Source organism: Streptomyces sp. WG7 (assembly GCF_049975785.1).
Classification (GTDB): domain Bacteria; phylum Actinomycetota; class Actinomycetes; order Streptomycetales; family Streptomycetaceae; genus Streptomyces.
Genome location: NZ_JBNGGE010000058.1, coordinates 1 through 16,826 on the forward strand (window position 1 = coordinate 1; position 16,826 = coordinate 16,826).

The following is a 16,826-nucleotide window of genomic DNA, read 5'->3' on the forward strand; positions in this document are numbered from 1 at the left end:
GCCATGGTCATTCCTCGCCCATACCGGCCTGACCATCCACCCACCACACCCACCGAACTTACGAAAAGATCAGTAGTACCACTTCTTCGTGCACGCCCAACTGCCGCCAACACCGTCGTAGTGCTCCACGCAGGGGCGGGTGGCGAGGCTGGCGTTCACCATCGTGGTGTAGGCCGCGTAGTTCGGAGACGCGTTGAACACGTACGGGTTGCCGTTCCTGACTTCCAGCTTGCCCCTCCAGTTGGAGTTCGCAGCGGATTCGAAGCGCGCCCACACGGCGTTGCACTTCTTCGAGTACCGCATCTGAACGGCTGGCCCGCCGCCAGCGGACCGGGCTACCGCACCTGCGGGGGTGACGGCGTCCTTGGCGCAGCCCGTCGCGTTGGGGTTCTTGCCGTTGCAGGACGCCCCCTTGCAGGCGGGCGCTGCCGCGGCCTGTACGGAAGCCTCGGCGGGAACGGCCACGCCCAGCGCCAGGACAGCGAGGGTGCCTGCCAGGAAACGCGGAATCCGGTGGGTAGCCAAGGAGACCCCTTTCGTGCGCTGTGGTGAAGCACAGCGCGTTGCGTTCAAGTTCACGCGGTAGGTGATAGCCAGGGCATCTGCCGTGTAGACCAAGGCGGGGTGGTGATCACCACAAAGAGTGGCCTGTGGCGTGGGGTTGACTTGGCCAAGGGGTGACAGCCGGGGGTGTCGGGTTGTCGGCGGGCCTGCAAGCTGGTCGTGATCTTCATGCCGAGCCATACGGCTGGTCGGGGGGATCCCCGACCAGCCTTGAGCGTGGAAAGTCGGCCCGTCGCCCACCCGTGAGGCAAGGCAGAGTTCTTGCCCATGTCGGGCGGATGTTTCGGGGCACGAGTCCTGCAGCGAGGAGTGGCCGGCGGAGCAGAGGAGCGAAGGACAGGTCGGTGCTGCGCGGCATCGCGCTGGGCCTCCCGCTCACCGGTCGGCCTGACTCTCCCCTCTGTTCGCATCGGCTGCTGAGCGAGTAAATGTGGGTTACCCGTCGGCCATCCGACGCTGCAGTTCCGCGTGGCGGAACTGGTAGACCGCCCCGACCCGGCGCAGAACTCCTCGGTGTTCATGAGCGTCGGCCAGGAAGTGCATGAGCCGCCACGGCAGCCGTCCACGCAGAGCCAGCCAGTAATGCGCGAGGCGGAACGTCCCGCCGGCTGCCTGGGTGAAGGCGATGGCGAGTCCCGAGATGACGCCCATGGCGGCACCGGGAGCAAGGCCGGCAGTGAGCAGCACGGTCGGATCGGTGGCGAGCTGCAGTTCGGTGGTGACGGCCAGGCCCGTCACCAGATCGACGACCGTCCCGATGGCGAGCGCCATGGCAAGGAAAATCAATGCGAAGGTGCGGACGTCTCGACGCAAGACCGCCTTGGGGTCTCCCGCCGCGGTCAGGTCCGTAGGAACTCCAGTGAGCCCGGCGATGACAGTACCGACGGCTCCGGTGACGAGGCCGACCATGACCCCGGCGGCGAGCCCCGCGACGAGTCCGGCCGCCAGAGCGAGCGCGCACCCCACCGCGAGACCGCCAGCCGCGCCGACAGGCGACCAGTGCAACCTCTGTGCCGGCTCGCTCCGTCCCGCGAGCCAGGCCGTGAGCCCGGCCGCCAGGCCGATGCCCACGCCGTTGATAATCCCGGACGGAAGTCCAGAGCCGATACCGGACATGAGGCCAGCTGTGGCGCCGCCGACGGTTCCACCGACCAGGCCGCCTCTCGGGCCGCTGGCGGGCCCGACAGCCAGCCCCACGCCCAGTCCGGCCGCGATGCCTCCTGCCGGTCCAACGGCGAACCCGATGTCCAGCAAGCTCGCCAGCCCTGACAAGAAGCCGCCTATGAGACCTCCAGCCAGGCCACCGGCGAGTCCACTCATGGCGCCCTGGCCAGACCCGCTGACCCGTCGGACCGGCAGCGCGACCGCGAATCCCAGGAGAATGCCACTTCCCAGACCAGCACCGAAGCCGATGCCGATGTCCGCCCCGAAGCCGGCGACAAGCCCACCGACCAGGCCACTCGTGACCCCCATCAGAAGACCGACGAGGGGCCTCGGGGCGGAGTGCCGGAGGTGCCACCACGCGAAGTCGGTGGTTCCCTGCAGCCGCGATTCCAGATGGGTGCTGAGGAAGGCCAGCCAGCGTTGAGCGTCCGCGGCCTGCCAGCGGGGACGCTTCCGGCTATCCGGGTGGGGCCGGTAGGCCGCCGGGACAAAGGCGTCGAAAAGATACTGCTGGATGCTGCTCACCGTGGGGAAGCACGTCGCGTCGCACAGTTCGGTAGGGTTCGGGAGGGAGCCGGTCTGTTCACCGGGCCGGGGGTTGTAGAGGGTGCGGGCCATGAAGAGCATCAGCGGCGTGCTGAGAGCCTGGGCAAGGGCGGTGTCGCCACTGCTGAGGTGGCTTATCACGGGTGCCCAGCGCGCGGCCGCAGCCGTTCCCGCACCGCCTGAATCACGCAACAGGTACTCGGCCGTCACCTCGTGGTGTACCGGCTGAAGTGCCACCCCCGCTGCCCCGGACAACTTCGATGGGACGGACGTGGTGGGGGCCAGCGCCTCCCGGAACTCGTGTTCCCTACTGGACAGGACGATTTTCCCACCCGGTGACAGAGCGGCGTTGATCTGGCTGAGCGCAGCCGGGCGTACGGCTGCTGGGATCTCGTCGAGCCCGTCCAGGACGGGAAGCAGCAGACGGTGCATGATCAGTGCCTGTCCCCAGTTCATACGTTCCAGGGAGCCGTGGACCGGCGCTCGCAGTGCTGTGTAGTCCTGGAGGAGTTGCTCACACATCCAGCTCTCCAAGTCCTGCTCGGACGGATTCCATGTGGAGAGGGAAAAGAGGACCGGTACAGCACCTCCGAGCGGTCTCTGCTCCAGCAACGACAGAACGAGGCGAACTAGCAGGACGGTCTTGCCGGAGCCTGGGGCGCCGAGCACGACCAACCGGCCGGTAGGGACGCTTTCCAGTACGTTGTCGATGGCGCCGTCGGTGCCCGCAAGTGCACTGGGGTCCGATGCCCAGGCGCCTGGGTCGCCGTGCAGCCCGCTGCGCCATGCAGCGGCGGCCGACGTGATGTGCCGCCACTCCTCCACCAATTCCCCGGGCGCCGGCTCCCAGGACACCGGCAACGGGTAGGGATCGTTGAGCCGCCGCACGCGTGTCTCGGTTTCCCACTGACGGCGGACGGCGACAGCCAGCTCGTCGGCGATCTGTTCCAGTCCTCTACTTGTGGCGGCTTCGACGCGGTCGGCCCGGAATGCCGCCCAGGCCAGATAGGTACCGGCAAGCGTCGGAAGAAGACCCGCGGCTGCCGACGCCACTCCCGACCCGGTCACGAAGGCCATCGCCAGCGCCCCACAGACTCCTGCCAGGAACAGCCCAAGAACGATCACACCCGTACGTGATGTCGGCACCTCGAGGCTCCCCTCACCATGGCCGCTAAGGGCCACCGCCAAGTTTGTGATCAGCTACGAGTTTGGGCCCGACGTACGCGAGTCGGAAGGTGTTGCTCGGGAATCAGCCGGAAGTGAACCTTCCCTGGGAGAAGCGTGCCTGCGAGCAGGGTCAGGTCTTCCTGCCAGTACTGCGCGCGGGGCGCAGAAGCAAGCCACGAATGCGCGTGGGCCTGCCGGGTAACAACCGTCAACCGCTGGGTAGGACCGCTGAGACATCCCCGCCCGGGTCATTGGGGGAATCCGTCTCCTCACCTTTCGGGTCGTCGGCAGTCGGGCCTCCTCTTTGTGCGCTACATATTGGCCGCCATCACGGCGATGGCCATCGTCTCCAAGGACAGATTCCCGAGTGCTCGGAAGAGCCACGGAGCGAGGCCATGACACGACTCAGCTCGTGGGGGTCGTCCGTGGCCGAGCTGACCCCCGATGAGCCCTCTGCATGACGCGGCAGGTCAACCCTTCGGGGCAGGCCTGCGGCCGGGCAGGTCGTGCCGCCGGCCCAGGTAGCTGATCATTCCGAGTGAGAGGCCGGTCTCCTCTGCGAGTTCGCGGCAGGTGCGTCCAGCGGCGCGTTGGTCGCGGAGCCAGTCGAGATCGATCTGGCGCCAGCGGGTCGCTTTGCCGTCGCGCTTCATGCCGTATTCGCAGACCAGGACCTTGACGGCGTCGACGTTCACGCCGGCGTGCTCCGCGATCCACTTCAGCGAGCGGTATTCATCGAGGTAGAGGCGTGCGAATTTGTCCCTGGGGAGCGCGGCGCGAGCCCGTCGAACCGTGGCTCCCCTCTCCCACTTCGCGCTCTTCGCCTCTGCGGGAGGGGCTGGCTGTTCCTGCAGGACGAAGCGGACGGCGTCATGGCTGACGCCGAGGTGGCGGGCGGCCTGTGCTGTTGTCAGGCATTCGTCCCTGATGAGCCGGTGCAGCATGCCGGGGTCGATGTCCTCCAGGTCGCAGCCGGACAACGCGAGATCACGGACGATGTCTGTCGGGGGCTGCCAGGACAGAGGTTCGTCGCGGATTCCCTGCCGGGCGAGGAACTCGGTTGCGTGCCTTCGAGTTGGCTCATCAACGCCGGGGTGAGATCTGTTTCGAAGGTCCGCAGCATGGTCCGCAGTTCCGTGGTGCTGGGCGCGTAGGCGGCCGGGGCGAGGGTTGCGGGGAGTCCGCTGAGCCGTTCGAACAGCAGCGCTCGGGCGAACTGGTGGCGCCGTACTCCGCCGGCTTCGAAGTCGATGTCCCGGCAGAGCTGCGTCCAGGTGTCCAGCGGCAGCAGGTTGCGGTAGTCGACCATGCGGCGGCGGGTGTAGTCGATCGGTGATCCTTCCTGGTCAAGGTAGTCCGCCAGCGCGAGCAGGCCGAGGCTGATGCCGTGGAAGTGGCCCCGCTTCGTGAGCCGGAACGTCATGTGAGACCCCAGCCGGTCCTCCACCGGCGCATGCAGGAGGCGGGCCGTCGTGGTGAAGTCTCCTGTGCCTCCGACCAGCAGGAGGTAGCACGACAGGGCCGGGCGGATGGTGCGTGAGAGGGCCCCGTCGAGAGGGCTGAGCCGGGCTGACCAGGCAGGCCAGAGCTGCGTCGGAATCTTGCGGGCCCGCTCGGCGATTCGCGCTGCCGCCGAGCGGCCGGGCTTGCGTGGCAGTCGGCCCGCGGTGCGGTATCGCAGCTGATCAGGGCCTCCCAGACGCGGTGCGAGCGTGGCGAGATGGATCGCGTCGAAGACCGGGCTGGTGTGGGCCCATTGAAGCCCGACCTTGAGCGGAACGCTGCCGTCGGCGTCGCTGATCAGGCAGCGAAGGGCGGCTCCGGCCGCGTGGACGTCGCGCTGCTGGAGGATGTGCAGGGCCGCGGTGACGGCGAGGGCGGCGGTCGCGGCCCGCCGCGGGGCAAGACGTCCCGGACGGGACTCCTCGACAGGGTCGAAGGACCGCCGCTTCTCGGGCAGAGGCTGCTGGTGCAGTGCCAGGATCTCCGGTGGGACAAAGTCCGCCAGCCGGTCGGGGACACGGCGAAGCAGGATGCAGGCCAGCGCCCGGAGGTCTCCGAACAACGCGATGCTGCGCTGGGGATGGTCCTGGTAGACGCCGAAGTCGGCCTGCCCCGAGGAGATCGCCTTCTCGATGAGTTTCTGGGCCGCAATCACGGGCCCCTGCGCGGTGAGCGTGAGGGCGGAAACCTCCTCGAACGGCTGGCCGCATCGCGCCGGCGGGGCGTCGTGCTCTGACGGGTTGTGGCAGCGGCCCAAAGGGAGTGGGTGCCGGGTGGTCGTCGGGAAGTGGCGGGGCATGCGGCTGCAGCGCGGGCAGGCATCCACCAGCAGCAGGCGGTGATCGAGGCAGGCGAAGGACCAGCCGAGTCTCCAGTTCAGCCGCCATCTGCCGCCGCTTGCGGCCAGGCAGGCCGGGCAGTAGGGAGACCCGCGGGCCCGCCCCCAGAGATGCCTCGCCTCCACCCGGCGCCGCTGTGCGTCGATGACGTGGGCCCGTTGGTCGTAGCGGGCCAGGGTCATGGCGTGCGCTTGCGCCGGGGTGGGGCCGGCTGACCATGAGATGGCTGCCGCCTGGTCCGCGTCGAGGAGGGTGACCAGGCGTCTCAGGATCCCCGAGTCCACCGGCCGGGAGGATCCGCGGGGCAGCAGGCCCATCGAGGCCAGGACGTCGCCAGTGGTGGTCCCCAGCCGGTGGGCGATCGCCTCCCACCAGGAATCGAGTGCCTCGCCCGGCCGCGGGGCGAGGCGGATCGGCAGGGTCCGCGCGTGCGTCACCGGAGAGCCGCCTTCTGGCGGGTCCGTCGGGAGCGTTGTCCCTTCAGGAGATTGCGTACGTCGTCCTGGGCCAGGTGGGCCGCCTGGTCGATCTTGACGCGGCTCAGCAGTTCCTCGTCGAGGCGCTCGGTGCCGGTGCGGATGGCTCGCTGGCAGCCGCGGTTGATGAGGGTCATCAGCGAGTCGATGTGGCCGCTGGAGCGGATGAACAGGTACTCGGACAGGTCGTCGGCGAGCATGCCCCGGTAGGTGCCGTGCAGGACCAGGCGCTTTTCCAGGGCCAGCAGCAGCCGGCGCCACTGGCTGCGGCCCTGGTCGGTGGCCAGTTCGAAGGAGCCCATGTCCAGGCGAGTCGTGCGCCGGCCCGTCTGGGCCAGGACGGCGTTGTCGTAGGACTCGCCCTCGGAGAACAGTCCGCCCTTGGCCAGGCCGACCCCGACGAACAGCAAGGTGACCGGGAACTCGTTCGCGATGTACTTGAAGTGGTTGCTCACTTCGACGCCGTCGGCCGCCCGCCAGCGCAGGAAGTGCAGGTCGTCCACGATCAGCAGCTTCACATCGCAGGAGAGCACGCAGTCCAGGGCTCGCTGGGCGAACTGCGCGGTGGTGCCGGTGGTGCGGCCGGGGTGGCCGAAGAACTCCAGCATCGCCCGGTTGAAGTCCTTCATTCCGGTGTTGCCGGTCAGGCCCACCCGGCAGACGGGGAGCCGTTCGTGCCCGCCGGCGGTGAACGCGCCGCCCTCGGCGATCTCCCGACGGTGGAAGTCCCGGGCGAAGGCCAGGACCGCGGTCGTCTTGCCTAGTCCGGGGAAGGCGTCCACCGCGACGGCGCCCTTGGCCTGGTCGCCGTCCTGGACGTTGCTGTCGAGGATGTCCCACAAGTCCTCGTGCAACTCGGCCAGCTGCGGGGTCCGCAGCGGTCCGAGGTTCGCGTGCCAGATCCGCCGGGTGCGGTCGTACTCCATCTTCGCGCGCTCGCCCAGCGCCGTGTACTCGCTGTGCGGCAGCAGTTCGGGCTGGACGCGCGGTGCGGCTTCCGCGAACGCCGCCCAGCCCTCCTTGCGCGAGAGCGTCAGCGCGTCAAGGCGGTGGGAGTCTCCCGGCGTCCAGGTGGCCTCGCTGTTCACGCGTCCTCCAGGGCGTCGGTGTAGAAGTCGCTGTCGTCTTCGAGCTCGACGAATTCGGCCTCGTCAGCCGCGTCGTCGTCGCCCATCTCCTGTGCGGCCTCGGACGCGAGTTGCGGTTCTGCCTCATCCGGCAAGTCCATGAGGCGTCTCACGCTTGGCAGCGTGGCGACGCTGTCCTCGGGCTCGGGAAGGTCCAGGGCCGCCTGTTCCCGGGCGAGCCGCAGTGCCATGCGGCGCTCGACCAGCGTGGTGCCCAGACCGAGGTTCCAGCGTTCGAACAGGTCACGGACCGCGGCCCTGTCGTCCGGGAACCGGTCGCGGGACGCGGCCAGGCGGCGGGCGAACTGCAGAGCCTCCTCGCTCACCGGCATGTCCCGGCCCGGTGCGTGTTCCCAGGCCAGCGCATGCCACCGGCGGTCGGCGGGATCGCGGAAGTAGACCATGTTGATGTCATCCGGGTTCACCGCGACGGGCCACTTGCCGTCCCGCTCGTCGCTGAGCAGACCGCGGTAGGGGTCCAGGGCGGCGCCGTTGTAGCGACGGGCGTCCAGGTCGATGCCGTAGTGCTGGATCTTGCGCCGCTGAACCCGCAGGAACTCAAACGCCAGGTCCGGATCGCGCGGGACCTCGATGTAGCCCGCCCTGTTCAGCCCGTGCTCGAACATCGCCGCTGGCGACATCCGCAGCCCCGGCACCCCCGGATCGACCAGGCTGGTGTGCGGCCGGTGGTGATAGACGCAGGCCACCCACTCACGGATGATCGCCTCCAGCTCGTGGAGGAAGAAGAACGCCTCTCCCTCCGGACGCTCGCCGCGCGAGTGCAGATCGGGGCCCTTGTAGCCGGGCAGGGCCTGCAGCAGATCCTCGCGCAGGGTCCGGAAGAACCTTTCCAGCGGGCCCTTGTCCCGGCCCGTCCGCAGCCGGGCCGGCTGCACCGAGATCCCCAACCGGCAGCAGACGCTGGTCAGATGCTCCGAGACGAACACCTTGCCGTGATCGACCAGCACCGTCTCCGGCACCAGCGCCGGCGACGCCGCCGAACGCATCGGTCCCTCCAACGCCGTGACATCGATCAGTACCGAGCGCGGAATGCCGTGCTCAGGCCAGACGGCGTGCGCCGGCCAGCCCTCCCCCGCGGGGCGGGGGCGGAATGCCTGGTAGAGGGCGACGCTGGCGTCGACGGCCTTCGTCGACACCGGCGTGATCCTGATCCCCAAGACGCAGCGCGTGTACCAGTCCATCGCGACGGTCAGCTCCGCCTGCAGCCACTGCAGAGTGACCGGGTCCAGGGCGAAGACGTCCAGCCGGTTGGTGTCCATCAGCAGGTACTCGCCCGGCCGGGTCGACCGCAGCTTCCCGTAGACCCCGCCGGGCCGGGCGGCGATGTCCCGGTTCCGCTTCGTGCTCAGCCGGAACGTCGGATGACGCCGCTCCAGATCCTCCAGGAGGCGGTAGGACGTCGCCCGGCTGGGCAGGTCCTCCTCGTCGAATCCCCTGGCCAGCAGCCGGGTCCGGGTCCGCTCGATCACCATCTTGCGCGACGGCTTGGACTGGCCCGTGTGCTCGACCATCACCTCCAGCGCCGCCTCCGACCACGGCTCAGCGTTCCGGTGCCCCGAACGTGGCCCGCTGCGGGCCGGCACCAGTCCTGCCTCGCCGTCCTGGCGGAAGGCTGCGACCCACCGCTTGACCGTGCGCGTCGCGACCTCGAGCTCGGCCGCCTTCGCCGCGTACCGACTCTCCATCGGCTCCCCCGCCGCGTAGGCAGCACGACGCTCCCCTTCCATCGGCAACTCCTTGCTGCCGCTGCGGAACCCGGTGAGCACCTCCCTGACATGCGCGGCTCGCTCCAGCACTCGCTCACGCTTGTCGGCGTCCAGCCGGTCCAGCACCACCGCCGCCGTCTCCTGCGGATCGTCGGAGCCCGGCCCCGGTCCGTCCGGGATGATGCGAGCGCGCTCCGACAGCAGCAATTCCTTGACGGCCAGCCGCAGCAGCCGGCCCCGGCCGTCCTTGAGGACCACCTCGCCGCCCGCCTGCGTGCCGGCGAACTCCACCACCTCGACGACCTCGCCGTCGTAGGAGAAGCGACCCGCACCGCGGCCCGACTCACGACGCCGTCCTCAGCACGCTGCCGGCGCTCAGCGGCACGCTCAGGTCGACCGACCACTGCTGCTTCCAGAGCAGGCGCAGGACCCCGGCCCGCACCAGCGGAGCCGGACGACCGGGCAGGCAGTCGAACGCCTCTCCCAGCGAATCCCCGTCCGCAACCCAGTCGCGTACTTCGTCGAGGATGACCGGGTCGAACAGCCGCTCAGGCGGTGCCTCTTCCCCACCGCCAGGTCGGATATCTCCTCGGTCAGGTCCGGCTCGAACAGCCAGTCGCGGCGGTAACCCGCGAGGAACCGGACGTTGGCCAACTCGGCGTCCGGCGGTTCACTCCACACCTCGTAGCGCCAGCCGCGGGACTCGACCGCCTCGCGGGTCCAGGCGAAGGTGAACGCGTGCTCCGGCTTGGCCGCCCGGTGGCGCGGCTTGACGTCAACGACCAGCGGGCCAGCCGTGGTCGCCATCAGGTAGTCCGGGATGTGCCGGCGCAGCACGCCGTCCACCTCGGCCCGCAGCAGAAAGGGCTGGGCCACGATCGCGGTCACATCCCGGTCGAAGTCCGCGTAGAGCAGCCGTGCCAGCTCCAGTCGCGACTCGTAGATCACGTGATCCGACTGGGTACTCGACCAGTACGAACCCGAGTAGTGCTTCTGCCCCATGTACCAGCGGAACGTCCGCCACGGCTCAGCCGCGTACAGCATCTCCAACGGCACCGACTCCCAGGCGAGGCCCTCGGACGCCTCATCCCCGGCAAGCCGGACACACACCTCTACATCCACCGTCCACCCCAGCGCTCGTGTAACCGTCCTTGATCGCAGGACAGTTGCACGGGCACTGGGGTACGAACGATCACACGCACTTTCGATCACCCGAAACGGTGATCATTCCGGGCTGGGAATCTCAAGTCCGCGTCACAAGTGCTATTCACGTCGTGACCAGTTCCCCGTGGGCCTGCCGAACCCTGCGGCGCGCTCGCACCGACACCGACGACCCCGGCACGTCTCGGCCGCGCCTTCAGGCATCAACAGCAGTACCAGCGCGGCGAGTTGTCTTTCCCAAGGTGGCGGTGGATCGTGGGTGCGTTGTGCGGGGCGAAAGGAAGCAGGGACATGGCCGCGGAGTGGCGGAGCGACGTTCTGGGGACCTCGCAGGTGCGGATACGCTCGGTCGACGGAGACGTGGCCGGTGCCGGATTCCTGGTCGCCGCGGACCTGGTGTGCACCTGCGCACACGTCGTCGAAGAGGCCTTCGACCTCCCGGCGCCCGTGAACGAGGCGCCCGGCGGGTCAGTGAACCTCGACTTCCCGCTCCTTTCCGCCCGTCCCTCCGCGCGGGCGAGCGTGGTCTCCTGGCGCCACGGGGGAGCCGATGTCGCCCTGCTGCGGCTCGACCGGCCCGTCGAGGGCGCGAGGCCGGCGGGGCTCGTCGACGGCACCGCGGTCTGGAAGCATCCATTCCGGGTGTTTGGATACCCGAATGGTGCGGATCACGGAGTCTGGGTGCTGGGTACCTTGCGCGCCGGCATGGCCGCAGGGCTCCTGCAGATGGAGGCGCACCTGCCCGGGCCCCGCGTCACGGAAGGGTTCAGCGGGTCCCCGGTGTGGGACGACGCCCGGGGCGGGGTCGTCGGAATGACCATCGCCGCGCACCGAGGGGAGAGCACCGCCTATCTGCTGCCGTCGGCCGATCTGATCGACGAGCACACCATGCCGGCGCGTTGCCCGTTTCAGGGACTGGAGCCCTTCACCGAGGAACAGTCCGAGTTCTTCCACGGCCGTGACGCCGACACCACCCGGGTGATGGCGGCCCTTCAGCAGAGGCCGGTGGTGCTGGTGGTGGGGCCCTCCGGATGCGGGAAGTCCTCCCTGATACGGGCCGGGGTGCTGTCCCGGTTGAGGGACGAAAGTGTCAGCGCCTCCGAATTGCGTCCCGTCCCAGGCACTCGGGCGACCTCCGTCCTCGCCCGCGCCCTGACCGATGTCCTGGAACCGGGGCTCGGCGAAATCGGGTCGCCGGCCCCAAGGGCGGCGCCCCCGGCTCCGAGCTGGTCCACAAGACCCGCGACCACGAGCGCGGGGTGACCTTCTACCGGGCGAAGATGAGCGACTCCACCGAGTCGCCGCGCATCGACCTGCCCAAGGTCTGCCGTGCGCTGGACCTGCCCGAGGACGACTCCTGCGTGTTCGTCCTCATCGACGGCTCGGAGTTCCTGATCAGCGCGTTCGACACCCCGCCACTGTCCGCGATCTTCCCCGCCACCCGCGAGCTGCTCACCCCCGACGCCAAGGGCATGTACGTGTGCGGGTTCACCATCACCGGCCAGCCGGTGAAGACGATGGTGTACCAGCACGACAAGAACGCCGCAGCCCACGGCCTCATCCTGGGCGTCTCCCGCAGCGGCAAGACACAGTTCTTCGCGATCAACATGGCCGCCCAGTCCCTGGACGGCCAGGTGGTGTGGTTGTCCACCGTCCGCAAGGACGAAAAGACCACCGTCCTCGGCAAGTACATCGACCGGCAGGGCTCGAACGCCCTGTGGATGGCCCGCTCGCTGCGGGCGGCGAAGGCACTGTGCGAGATCCGGGCGGAGATGCCCTGGCCGCACGACGGCCAGCCGCACGACTACAAGCCGGGCGACTCGCGCTGCCCCTACCGGCAGCTCAACGTGTACGGCGACGAGTTCATGACCGCCGCCCAGGACGCGGACTTCGGCGAGTTCATCCAGAAGGACGGCGAGGACCTCACCGTCACCGGGCTGAAGTACGGCGTGGGGTTCTACCCGGCGGGCCAGTCGCCGTTCGCGCACAACGGGTTCTCCACCGAGATGAAGGACAACCTGCGGCAGAACAGCCGCCCGATCATCTTCAACATGGGTTCGCCCGGCGCCACTCGCAAGGCGGCGGAGGGCACCATGGAGAACCCGTACGACGTGCCGACCATCCCGGCCCGCTACTCCCGCAGCGAAGGCTCCGCGATCGAGCGGGCCATCAAGGGCGAGGCCGACCCGGAGAACGGCGTCTCCACCGGCGGTGTCGCGGTCATCGTCCTCGACAACGGCCGCGCCGTGCTCATGCGGTCGCTGTACGCCGACTTCGACACCGACCTTGCCGAGCTGTTCCCCGACGAGGTCAACCGGCTCACCGACTACGAGATCAGCGAGCTGGACAAGCGCGGCCTGTGGTTCGACTGGAACGAGCCCGTGAGGCCCGGCGAGTTCTGGCCCGAGCCCGACGAGGACGACGAGGGCGAAGGCCGCTCCCGCCGGCGCGGCGGCGGAGGCGGCGGCAAGGGCGGAAGCGGTCGCGGCTCCAAGAGCGGCGGCCGCCGCTCCGAGCAGGTCGCCTCTCCCCGCCAGGCGCTGGAGGCCATCAAGAGCCTCACCGACGCCTGATAACACCCCATCCATCCCTCAGGGGCCGGCCCGCCCGAGCGCGGCCGGCCCCACCGATTCCCGAAGGAGGACCCACCCGCCGTGGCCCTTTCCATCTCCGCCGCCGTGCTGCTGGGCATCATCGTCGCCGTCCTGGTCAAGGGCGGATACGTCCGCGTCGGCTCCGCCGTGGCCTGCACCCTGTTCGGCTTCACCCTCGCCGCCACCGGCCTCGCCCCGGCCATCAACAGCGGCATCGCCTCGATCGCCGGGCTGCTCGCCAGCCTCTGATCACCAGTTTCGCCAACGCAGCAGTAGAACGCCGGTATCTGACGCATGCTCTTGTCGGGCCCCTCACAGACCCGGGGAAGGACAAGGGCATGGCACACCTGCACTACACCTGCTGGCGCTGCGGCGAAGACTGCGTGGTGCACGGCGTGGGGTGCGACTGCTGCGACCTGGTCGAAGTCCCCGACGAATGGGACTGCTGGAACTGCGGCGCGCTGAACTACACCCCCGACGACTAGCGCCCGCTCCCCTCCCCCGCTGCACGACGCCGAAGGGCGCCGCCGGAGAACGACCCCCGGCGGCGCCCTTCGGCGTCCCCTGCCTGGAGCCCCGATGTCCCAGACCGCGCTCTCCCCCGCCATAGACCACCCCGCCCCGACCACCCAGTCCGTCCCGGCCGCCGCGCAGCCGGTGGAGCTGACCCTCGAGGAGCGCCTCACCCTCGTGAAAGCGGAGATGACCGCGCGCCTGGACGAAGCGGCCGTCGCCTACGAGGTCAACACCGCACACATCCCCACCGACCCTGTGGACCTGGCCGACGTCGTCACCGTCCCGCTGACCCCGACACTCCAGCCGCCGCCGGCCTCCTACCCGACCCCGGTCGCCGCCCTCCTGCAGCGCGCCCACCACCGGCTGCTCACCGGCGGCTGGTGCTCCGGCGCCCTGGTCGACGAGGACGGCGCCCGCTGCATGCTCGGAGCCATCCGAGCCGAGGCCCGCGGCGACAGAGGCCTGGAAGCCGACGCCGCCTCCGTGCTCCTGGACGCGATCCGCAGAAAGTTCGGCGACGACGTCGACTCCGTGCCGTCCTTCAACGACGCCCACGGATCGGCCCGTACCCCGCTCCGCATGGTCGACCAGGCCGCCGGCCTCGCCGACGCCCGCGGCCTCTGAACCGCTCCGGACCACCTGCCTCGTACCCGAACCCTTCGCGGTCGGGTGCGGGCCAGGCCGTCCGGCCTGCGCACCACCGCCCACCACACCCGCCCGAGCGAGGGAGACGCCCCGCCATGCAGTCCGACGACAAGCCCGTCAACGGCCAGCACAACCCAAATTTCCTCGACCTGTTCAACCAGACGCCCCCGCCGCCCGACGCGAAGGACTGGCCCCGCCCGAAGCGCTTCGCCGGGCTGCGCGGCGCGTGGCGGGAGTCCTGGCAGGAGGGCGGCTTCCTCTACCAGCGGTGGGAGGAGCTGTTCCAGGCCCGGAACGCCGGATGGCACGAGATCGCCGTGTGGATCAAAACGGCGGCGCTGTTCGGCGGCCTCAGCCTCATCGTGATGATGGTCGACGCCGCCGGCGATATCGCCTCCGCCGCACTCAAGGGCCTCTCCGGCGTCCAGGCCACCGACGCCGGTGACGGCAGCGGGCTGTGGGGCACGGTCGACTACCCGGTCCGGGCGTTCCTCGCCGACCAGGCCGCGCACCTGTCCGTCGCGCCCGCCGCCCTGTACGCGTTCTGGCAACTGGCCGGACTGCTCGGGCTCATCGGCGGGTTCTTCGGCAACGCCGGCGCCCGCATTGCCTGGACGCTGTGGGGCCTGGCAAGCCTGGCCATGATCTGGTCCGCCGCCCCGGCCGGAGGACGCGCCGCCGCGACCGGGCTCGCCGCCCTGATGTGGGCGCTCGCCAGCGCCTTCGCGCTGCGCGGCCTGACCCTGCGGCCCATCGTCCACAACCACCCGCCGCAGTTCATGCCGCAGTTCAACCCCGAGCTCCACCTCCACGCCACCCTCCCCGCCCCGGCCCCCGCGGGCGACGACTTCGACGACGACAACGTCCACCCGCTCCAGCGCTGACCGCAACGCCACATCCACCCACCAGCTGCGAGCGCCGCGACCAACCAGAGCGCGGCGCCCCGAACACGAACGGAACCCCATGGAGCTGCACACGACCGAGTTCTGGGTCGGCACCTACCACGGCCGCCACGACGGCCGCCCGGCCACGGTCAGTGCCTGTTTCTGAACCCCGTATCAGCAGGTCAGAGCCTGTCAGTCCGAAATAGGACCTTTGGGAAAGCGTTCGGGCAACGGTCGCGGTGACCGTTGCCCGAACGGGAATTCTGCGACTGGGGTGGCGCTGACGGTCGTCAGTACCACCGGGTGGCCGTGGCCTTGATCGATCTCAAGTTGGTCGCGACTAACTTGGTCCAGGCGCCGCTGCTACCAGGCTATCGAACCTGCGTCTTCTGGGGGTCCAGAAACAGGCACTCAGCAAAGCGTCACCCCAGCGGAGTTACCTTGGTAGCCTGCGGCCCTTTGGCACCCTGCTCGATGTCAAAGGACACCCTCTGCCCGGCGTCCAGGGACTTGTAGCCGTACGTCTGTATCGCGCTGTAGTGGACGAAGACCTCCTGCACGGCCTCCGGAATGGGGGCGGGTTTGCCTCGCAGCCTGCTCCACCAGCTCTGATACGGCGGGGGGTTCCAGCCGTCGGGCATGATCCACCCGTACCCCTCCTCAGAATTGAACGACGTGACCGTTCCCTCTGCCATGCCCTGGCTCCTCGTCCGATCGGTTCGTCCGGGCAGTGAGCTGGGCTGCGCGGCCGCCAGGTCCACTCTGATTCCCGCTATGGACAGTGTCAACGCAACGCTGACGTTCGAGGACAGGTCCTGACGACCGTCAGCGCCACCCCAGTCGCAGAGATTTCCGTTCGGGCAACGGTCACCGCGACCGTCGCCCGAACGCTCTCCCAAAGGTCCTATTTCGGACTGACGGGCTCTGACCTGCTGATACGGGGTTCAGAAACAGGCACTCACCGCCACCCGCGACGACACCCGCCCCGAGCCCTACGTCTGGACGTGCACCTGCGGAGCCTCCTGCAGCTTCCCGACGCAGGACGGCGTGGACCGCACCGCCTGGCGGCACACCCACCCGACCCTCTTCGACCAGCTGAAGCAGAAGGCCGCCCGACTGCTCCGCACCCGCTGAAGACCTGACGCCCTGCCCGGTCCTCGCCCGCCCCGCACCCCAGGAGCCGGGCGAGGACGGGACAGGCCGCCTGGCCGAACGCACCACCCGCCGCGCCCCGCCGACACCAGCACCACGTCGACGGGGCGCAGCGCTGCCCACCGACGACTGGAGGAGATCACTCGTGCTCATCCCCCGCCCGCGCCGCCGGATCGGTCGGCCCCGCCCGCAGCGTCCCGGCCCCCGCTACCCGCAGCGCCCCGACCGGCTGCCCGGCGCCTGGGGCCGCTGATGCCACGCCCCAGGAAGAAGCGCCGCCGCGAGAAGAAGGAGCGGATTCCGCGCGGAGCCCAGGGTCTTCCCGAGTACGACCGCGGCGCTGTCCCCGAAGGGTTGGTCACCAAGCGACAGCTCAGCGCCATGGGTCTCAGCCCGGGCGGCAACACCCCGAAAGGCCCGGCCGCGATCTTGCGCTGCAAGGGGTGCGCCTACCGGCCGCAGTGGTCGTGCACCCACCCCACCCGTGGCTTCCTGCTCCGGGTCGACCTGGCCGTGCCCAAGCGCGTCCCGACGCTCGCTCAGGAATGGGCTCTGGACCGGGCCATGGCAGCTCGCCAGACCTGCGGGGACTGCGGGAGGCGGTTCTTTTTCTGCCTCTCGAAGAAGCTCGGCTGTTGCATCGAGTGCTTCGACGGCACGCCCGTGGATCCCAGCAGCTACCTCGAGCCGGCGATGCCCGCCGCTCATCGGCTGGCCGCGTAACGCGGGTCCCGTCCCGGCCGCACAGGCCGGGACGGGAC

General features: G+C 69.5%; 15 protein-coding genes. 7 read left to right on the forward strand and 8 right to left on the reverse strand.

The features are described 5' to 3' along the window. Nucleotides 1-69: 69 nt before the first annotated feature. The 7 genes from ACP4J0_RS34010 to ACP4J0_RS34040 form a co-directional block, all read right to left on the reverse strand. On the reverse strand, nt 70-579 hold the full coding sequence (locus tag ACP4J0_RS34010) for a DUF2690 domain-containing protein (RefSeq protein ID WP_426602633.1): 510 nt from the start codon (nt 577-579) through the stop codon (nt 70-72). Nucleotides 580-999: 420 nt separating this feature from the next. Further along, nucleotides 1,000-3,399 (reverse strand): NACHT domain-containing protein, encoded by a 2,400-nt coding sequence (locus ACP4J0_RS34015; protein WP_426602635.1) that lies wholly within the window; start codon nt 3,397-3,399, stop codon nt 1,000-1,002. A 512-nt stretch (nt 3,400-3,911) separates the two neighbouring features. Beyond that, on the reverse strand, nt 3,912-4,385 hold the full coding sequence (locus ACP4J0_RS34020) for a hypothetical protein (protein WP_426602637.1): 474 nt from the start codon (nt 4,383-4,385) through the stop codon (nt 3,912-3,914). Next, nucleotides 4,352-6,220, reverse strand: a complete 1,869-nt coding sequence (locus tag ACP4J0_RS34025) for a TniQ family protein (protein ID WP_426602639.1) — start codon at nt 6,218-6,220, stop codon at nt 4,352-4,354. The genes ACP4J0_RS34020 and ACP4J0_RS34025 overlap by 34 nt, the downstream gene beginning before the upstream one ends. Continuing rightward, a complete protein-coding gene (locus ACP4J0_RS34030) occupies nt 6,217-7,347 on the reverse strand; it encodes an AAA family ATPase (RefSeq protein WP_426602641.1) in 1,131 nt (376 codons plus the stop codon). The genes ACP4J0_RS34025 and ACP4J0_RS34030 overlap by 4 nt, the downstream gene beginning before the upstream one ends. Further along, entirely contained in the window at nt 7,344-9,407 is a 2,064-nt protein-coding gene (locus ACP4J0_RS34035) for a Mu transposase C-terminal domain-containing protein (protein WP_426602643.1), read from the reverse strand. Before ACP4J0_RS34035 ends, ACP4J0_RS34030 begins: the two co-directional genes overlap by 4 nt. 93 nt (nt 9,408-9,500) lie before the next feature. Further along, nucleotides 9,501-10,223 carry a TnsA-like heteromeric transposase endonuclease subunit gene (locus tag ACP4J0_RS34040; protein WP_426602645.1) on the reverse strand — a complete coding sequence of 241 codons (723 nt, stop codon included), beginning with the start codon at nt 10,221-10,223 and terminating at the stop codon, nt 9,501-9,503. A 342-nt stretch (nt 10,224-10,565) separates the two neighbouring features. Between ACP4J0_RS34040 and ACP4J0_RS34045 the strand changes: the two genes are divergently transcribed. From ACP4J0_RS34045 to ACP4J0_RS34070, 6 genes are all read left to right on the forward strand, one after another. Continuing rightward, nucleotides 10,566-11,537 carry a serine protease gene (locus tag ACP4J0_RS34045; RefSeq protein ID WP_426602647.1) on the forward strand — a complete coding sequence of 324 codons (972 nt, stop codon included), beginning with the start codon at nt 10,566-10,568 and terminating at the stop codon, nt 11,535-11,537. Between the two features lie 17 nt (nt 11,538-11,554). Then, the gene (locus ACP4J0_RS34050) at nt 11,555-12,847 is read left to right on the forward strand and encodes a hypothetical protein (protein WP_426602649.1); all 1,293 of its coding nucleotides are present in this window, start codon (nt 11,555-11,557) and stop codon (nt 12,845-12,847) included. Between the two features lie 81 nt (nt 12,848-12,928). Next, the gene (locus ACP4J0_RS34055) at nt 12,929-13,117 is read left to right on the forward strand and encodes a hypothetical protein (RefSeq protein ID WP_426602651.1); all 189 of its coding nucleotides are present in this window, start codon (nt 12,929-12,931) and stop codon (nt 13,115-13,117) included. A gap of 89 nt (nt 13,118-13,206) precedes the next feature. Beyond that, nucleotides 13,207-13,353 (forward strand): hypothetical protein, encoded by a 147-nt coding sequence (locus ACP4J0_RS34060; RefSeq protein WP_158101671.1) that lies wholly within the window; start codon nt 13,207-13,209, stop codon nt 13,351-13,353. 94 nt (nt 13,354-13,447) lie between these two features. Next, complete coding sequence (locus ACP4J0_RS34065) at nt 13,448-14,008, forward strand: DUF6197 family protein (RefSeq protein ID WP_426602653.1); 561 nt, start codon at nt 13,448-13,450, stop codon at nt 14,006-14,008. A 116-nt stretch (nt 14,009-14,124) separates the two neighbouring features. After that, complete coding sequence (locus tag ACP4J0_RS34070) at nt 14,125-14,913, forward strand: hypothetical protein (protein WP_426602655.1); 789 nt, start codon at nt 14,125-14,127, stop codon at nt 14,911-14,913. Nucleotides 14,914-15,335: 422 nt separating this feature from the next. Here ACP4J0_RS34070 and ACP4J0_RS34075 read toward each other — a convergent pair whose 3' ends face one another. Further along, a complete protein-coding gene (locus tag ACP4J0_RS34075) occupies nt 15,336-15,608 on the reverse strand; it encodes a cold-shock protein (RefSeq protein WP_426602657.1) in 273 nt (90 codons plus the stop codon). Between the two features lie 709 nt (nt 15,609-16,317). On the opposite strand from ACP4J0_RS34075, the gene ACP4J0_RS34080 reads away from it, so the two are divergent. Continuing rightward, nucleotides 16,318-16,788, forward strand: coding sequence for an RRQRL motif-containing zinc-binding protein (locus ACP4J0_RS34080; RefSeq protein WP_426602659.1), 471 nt, complete (start codon nt 16,318-16,320; stop codon nt 16,786-16,788). Nucleotides 16,789-16,826: the final 38 nt, after the last annotated feature.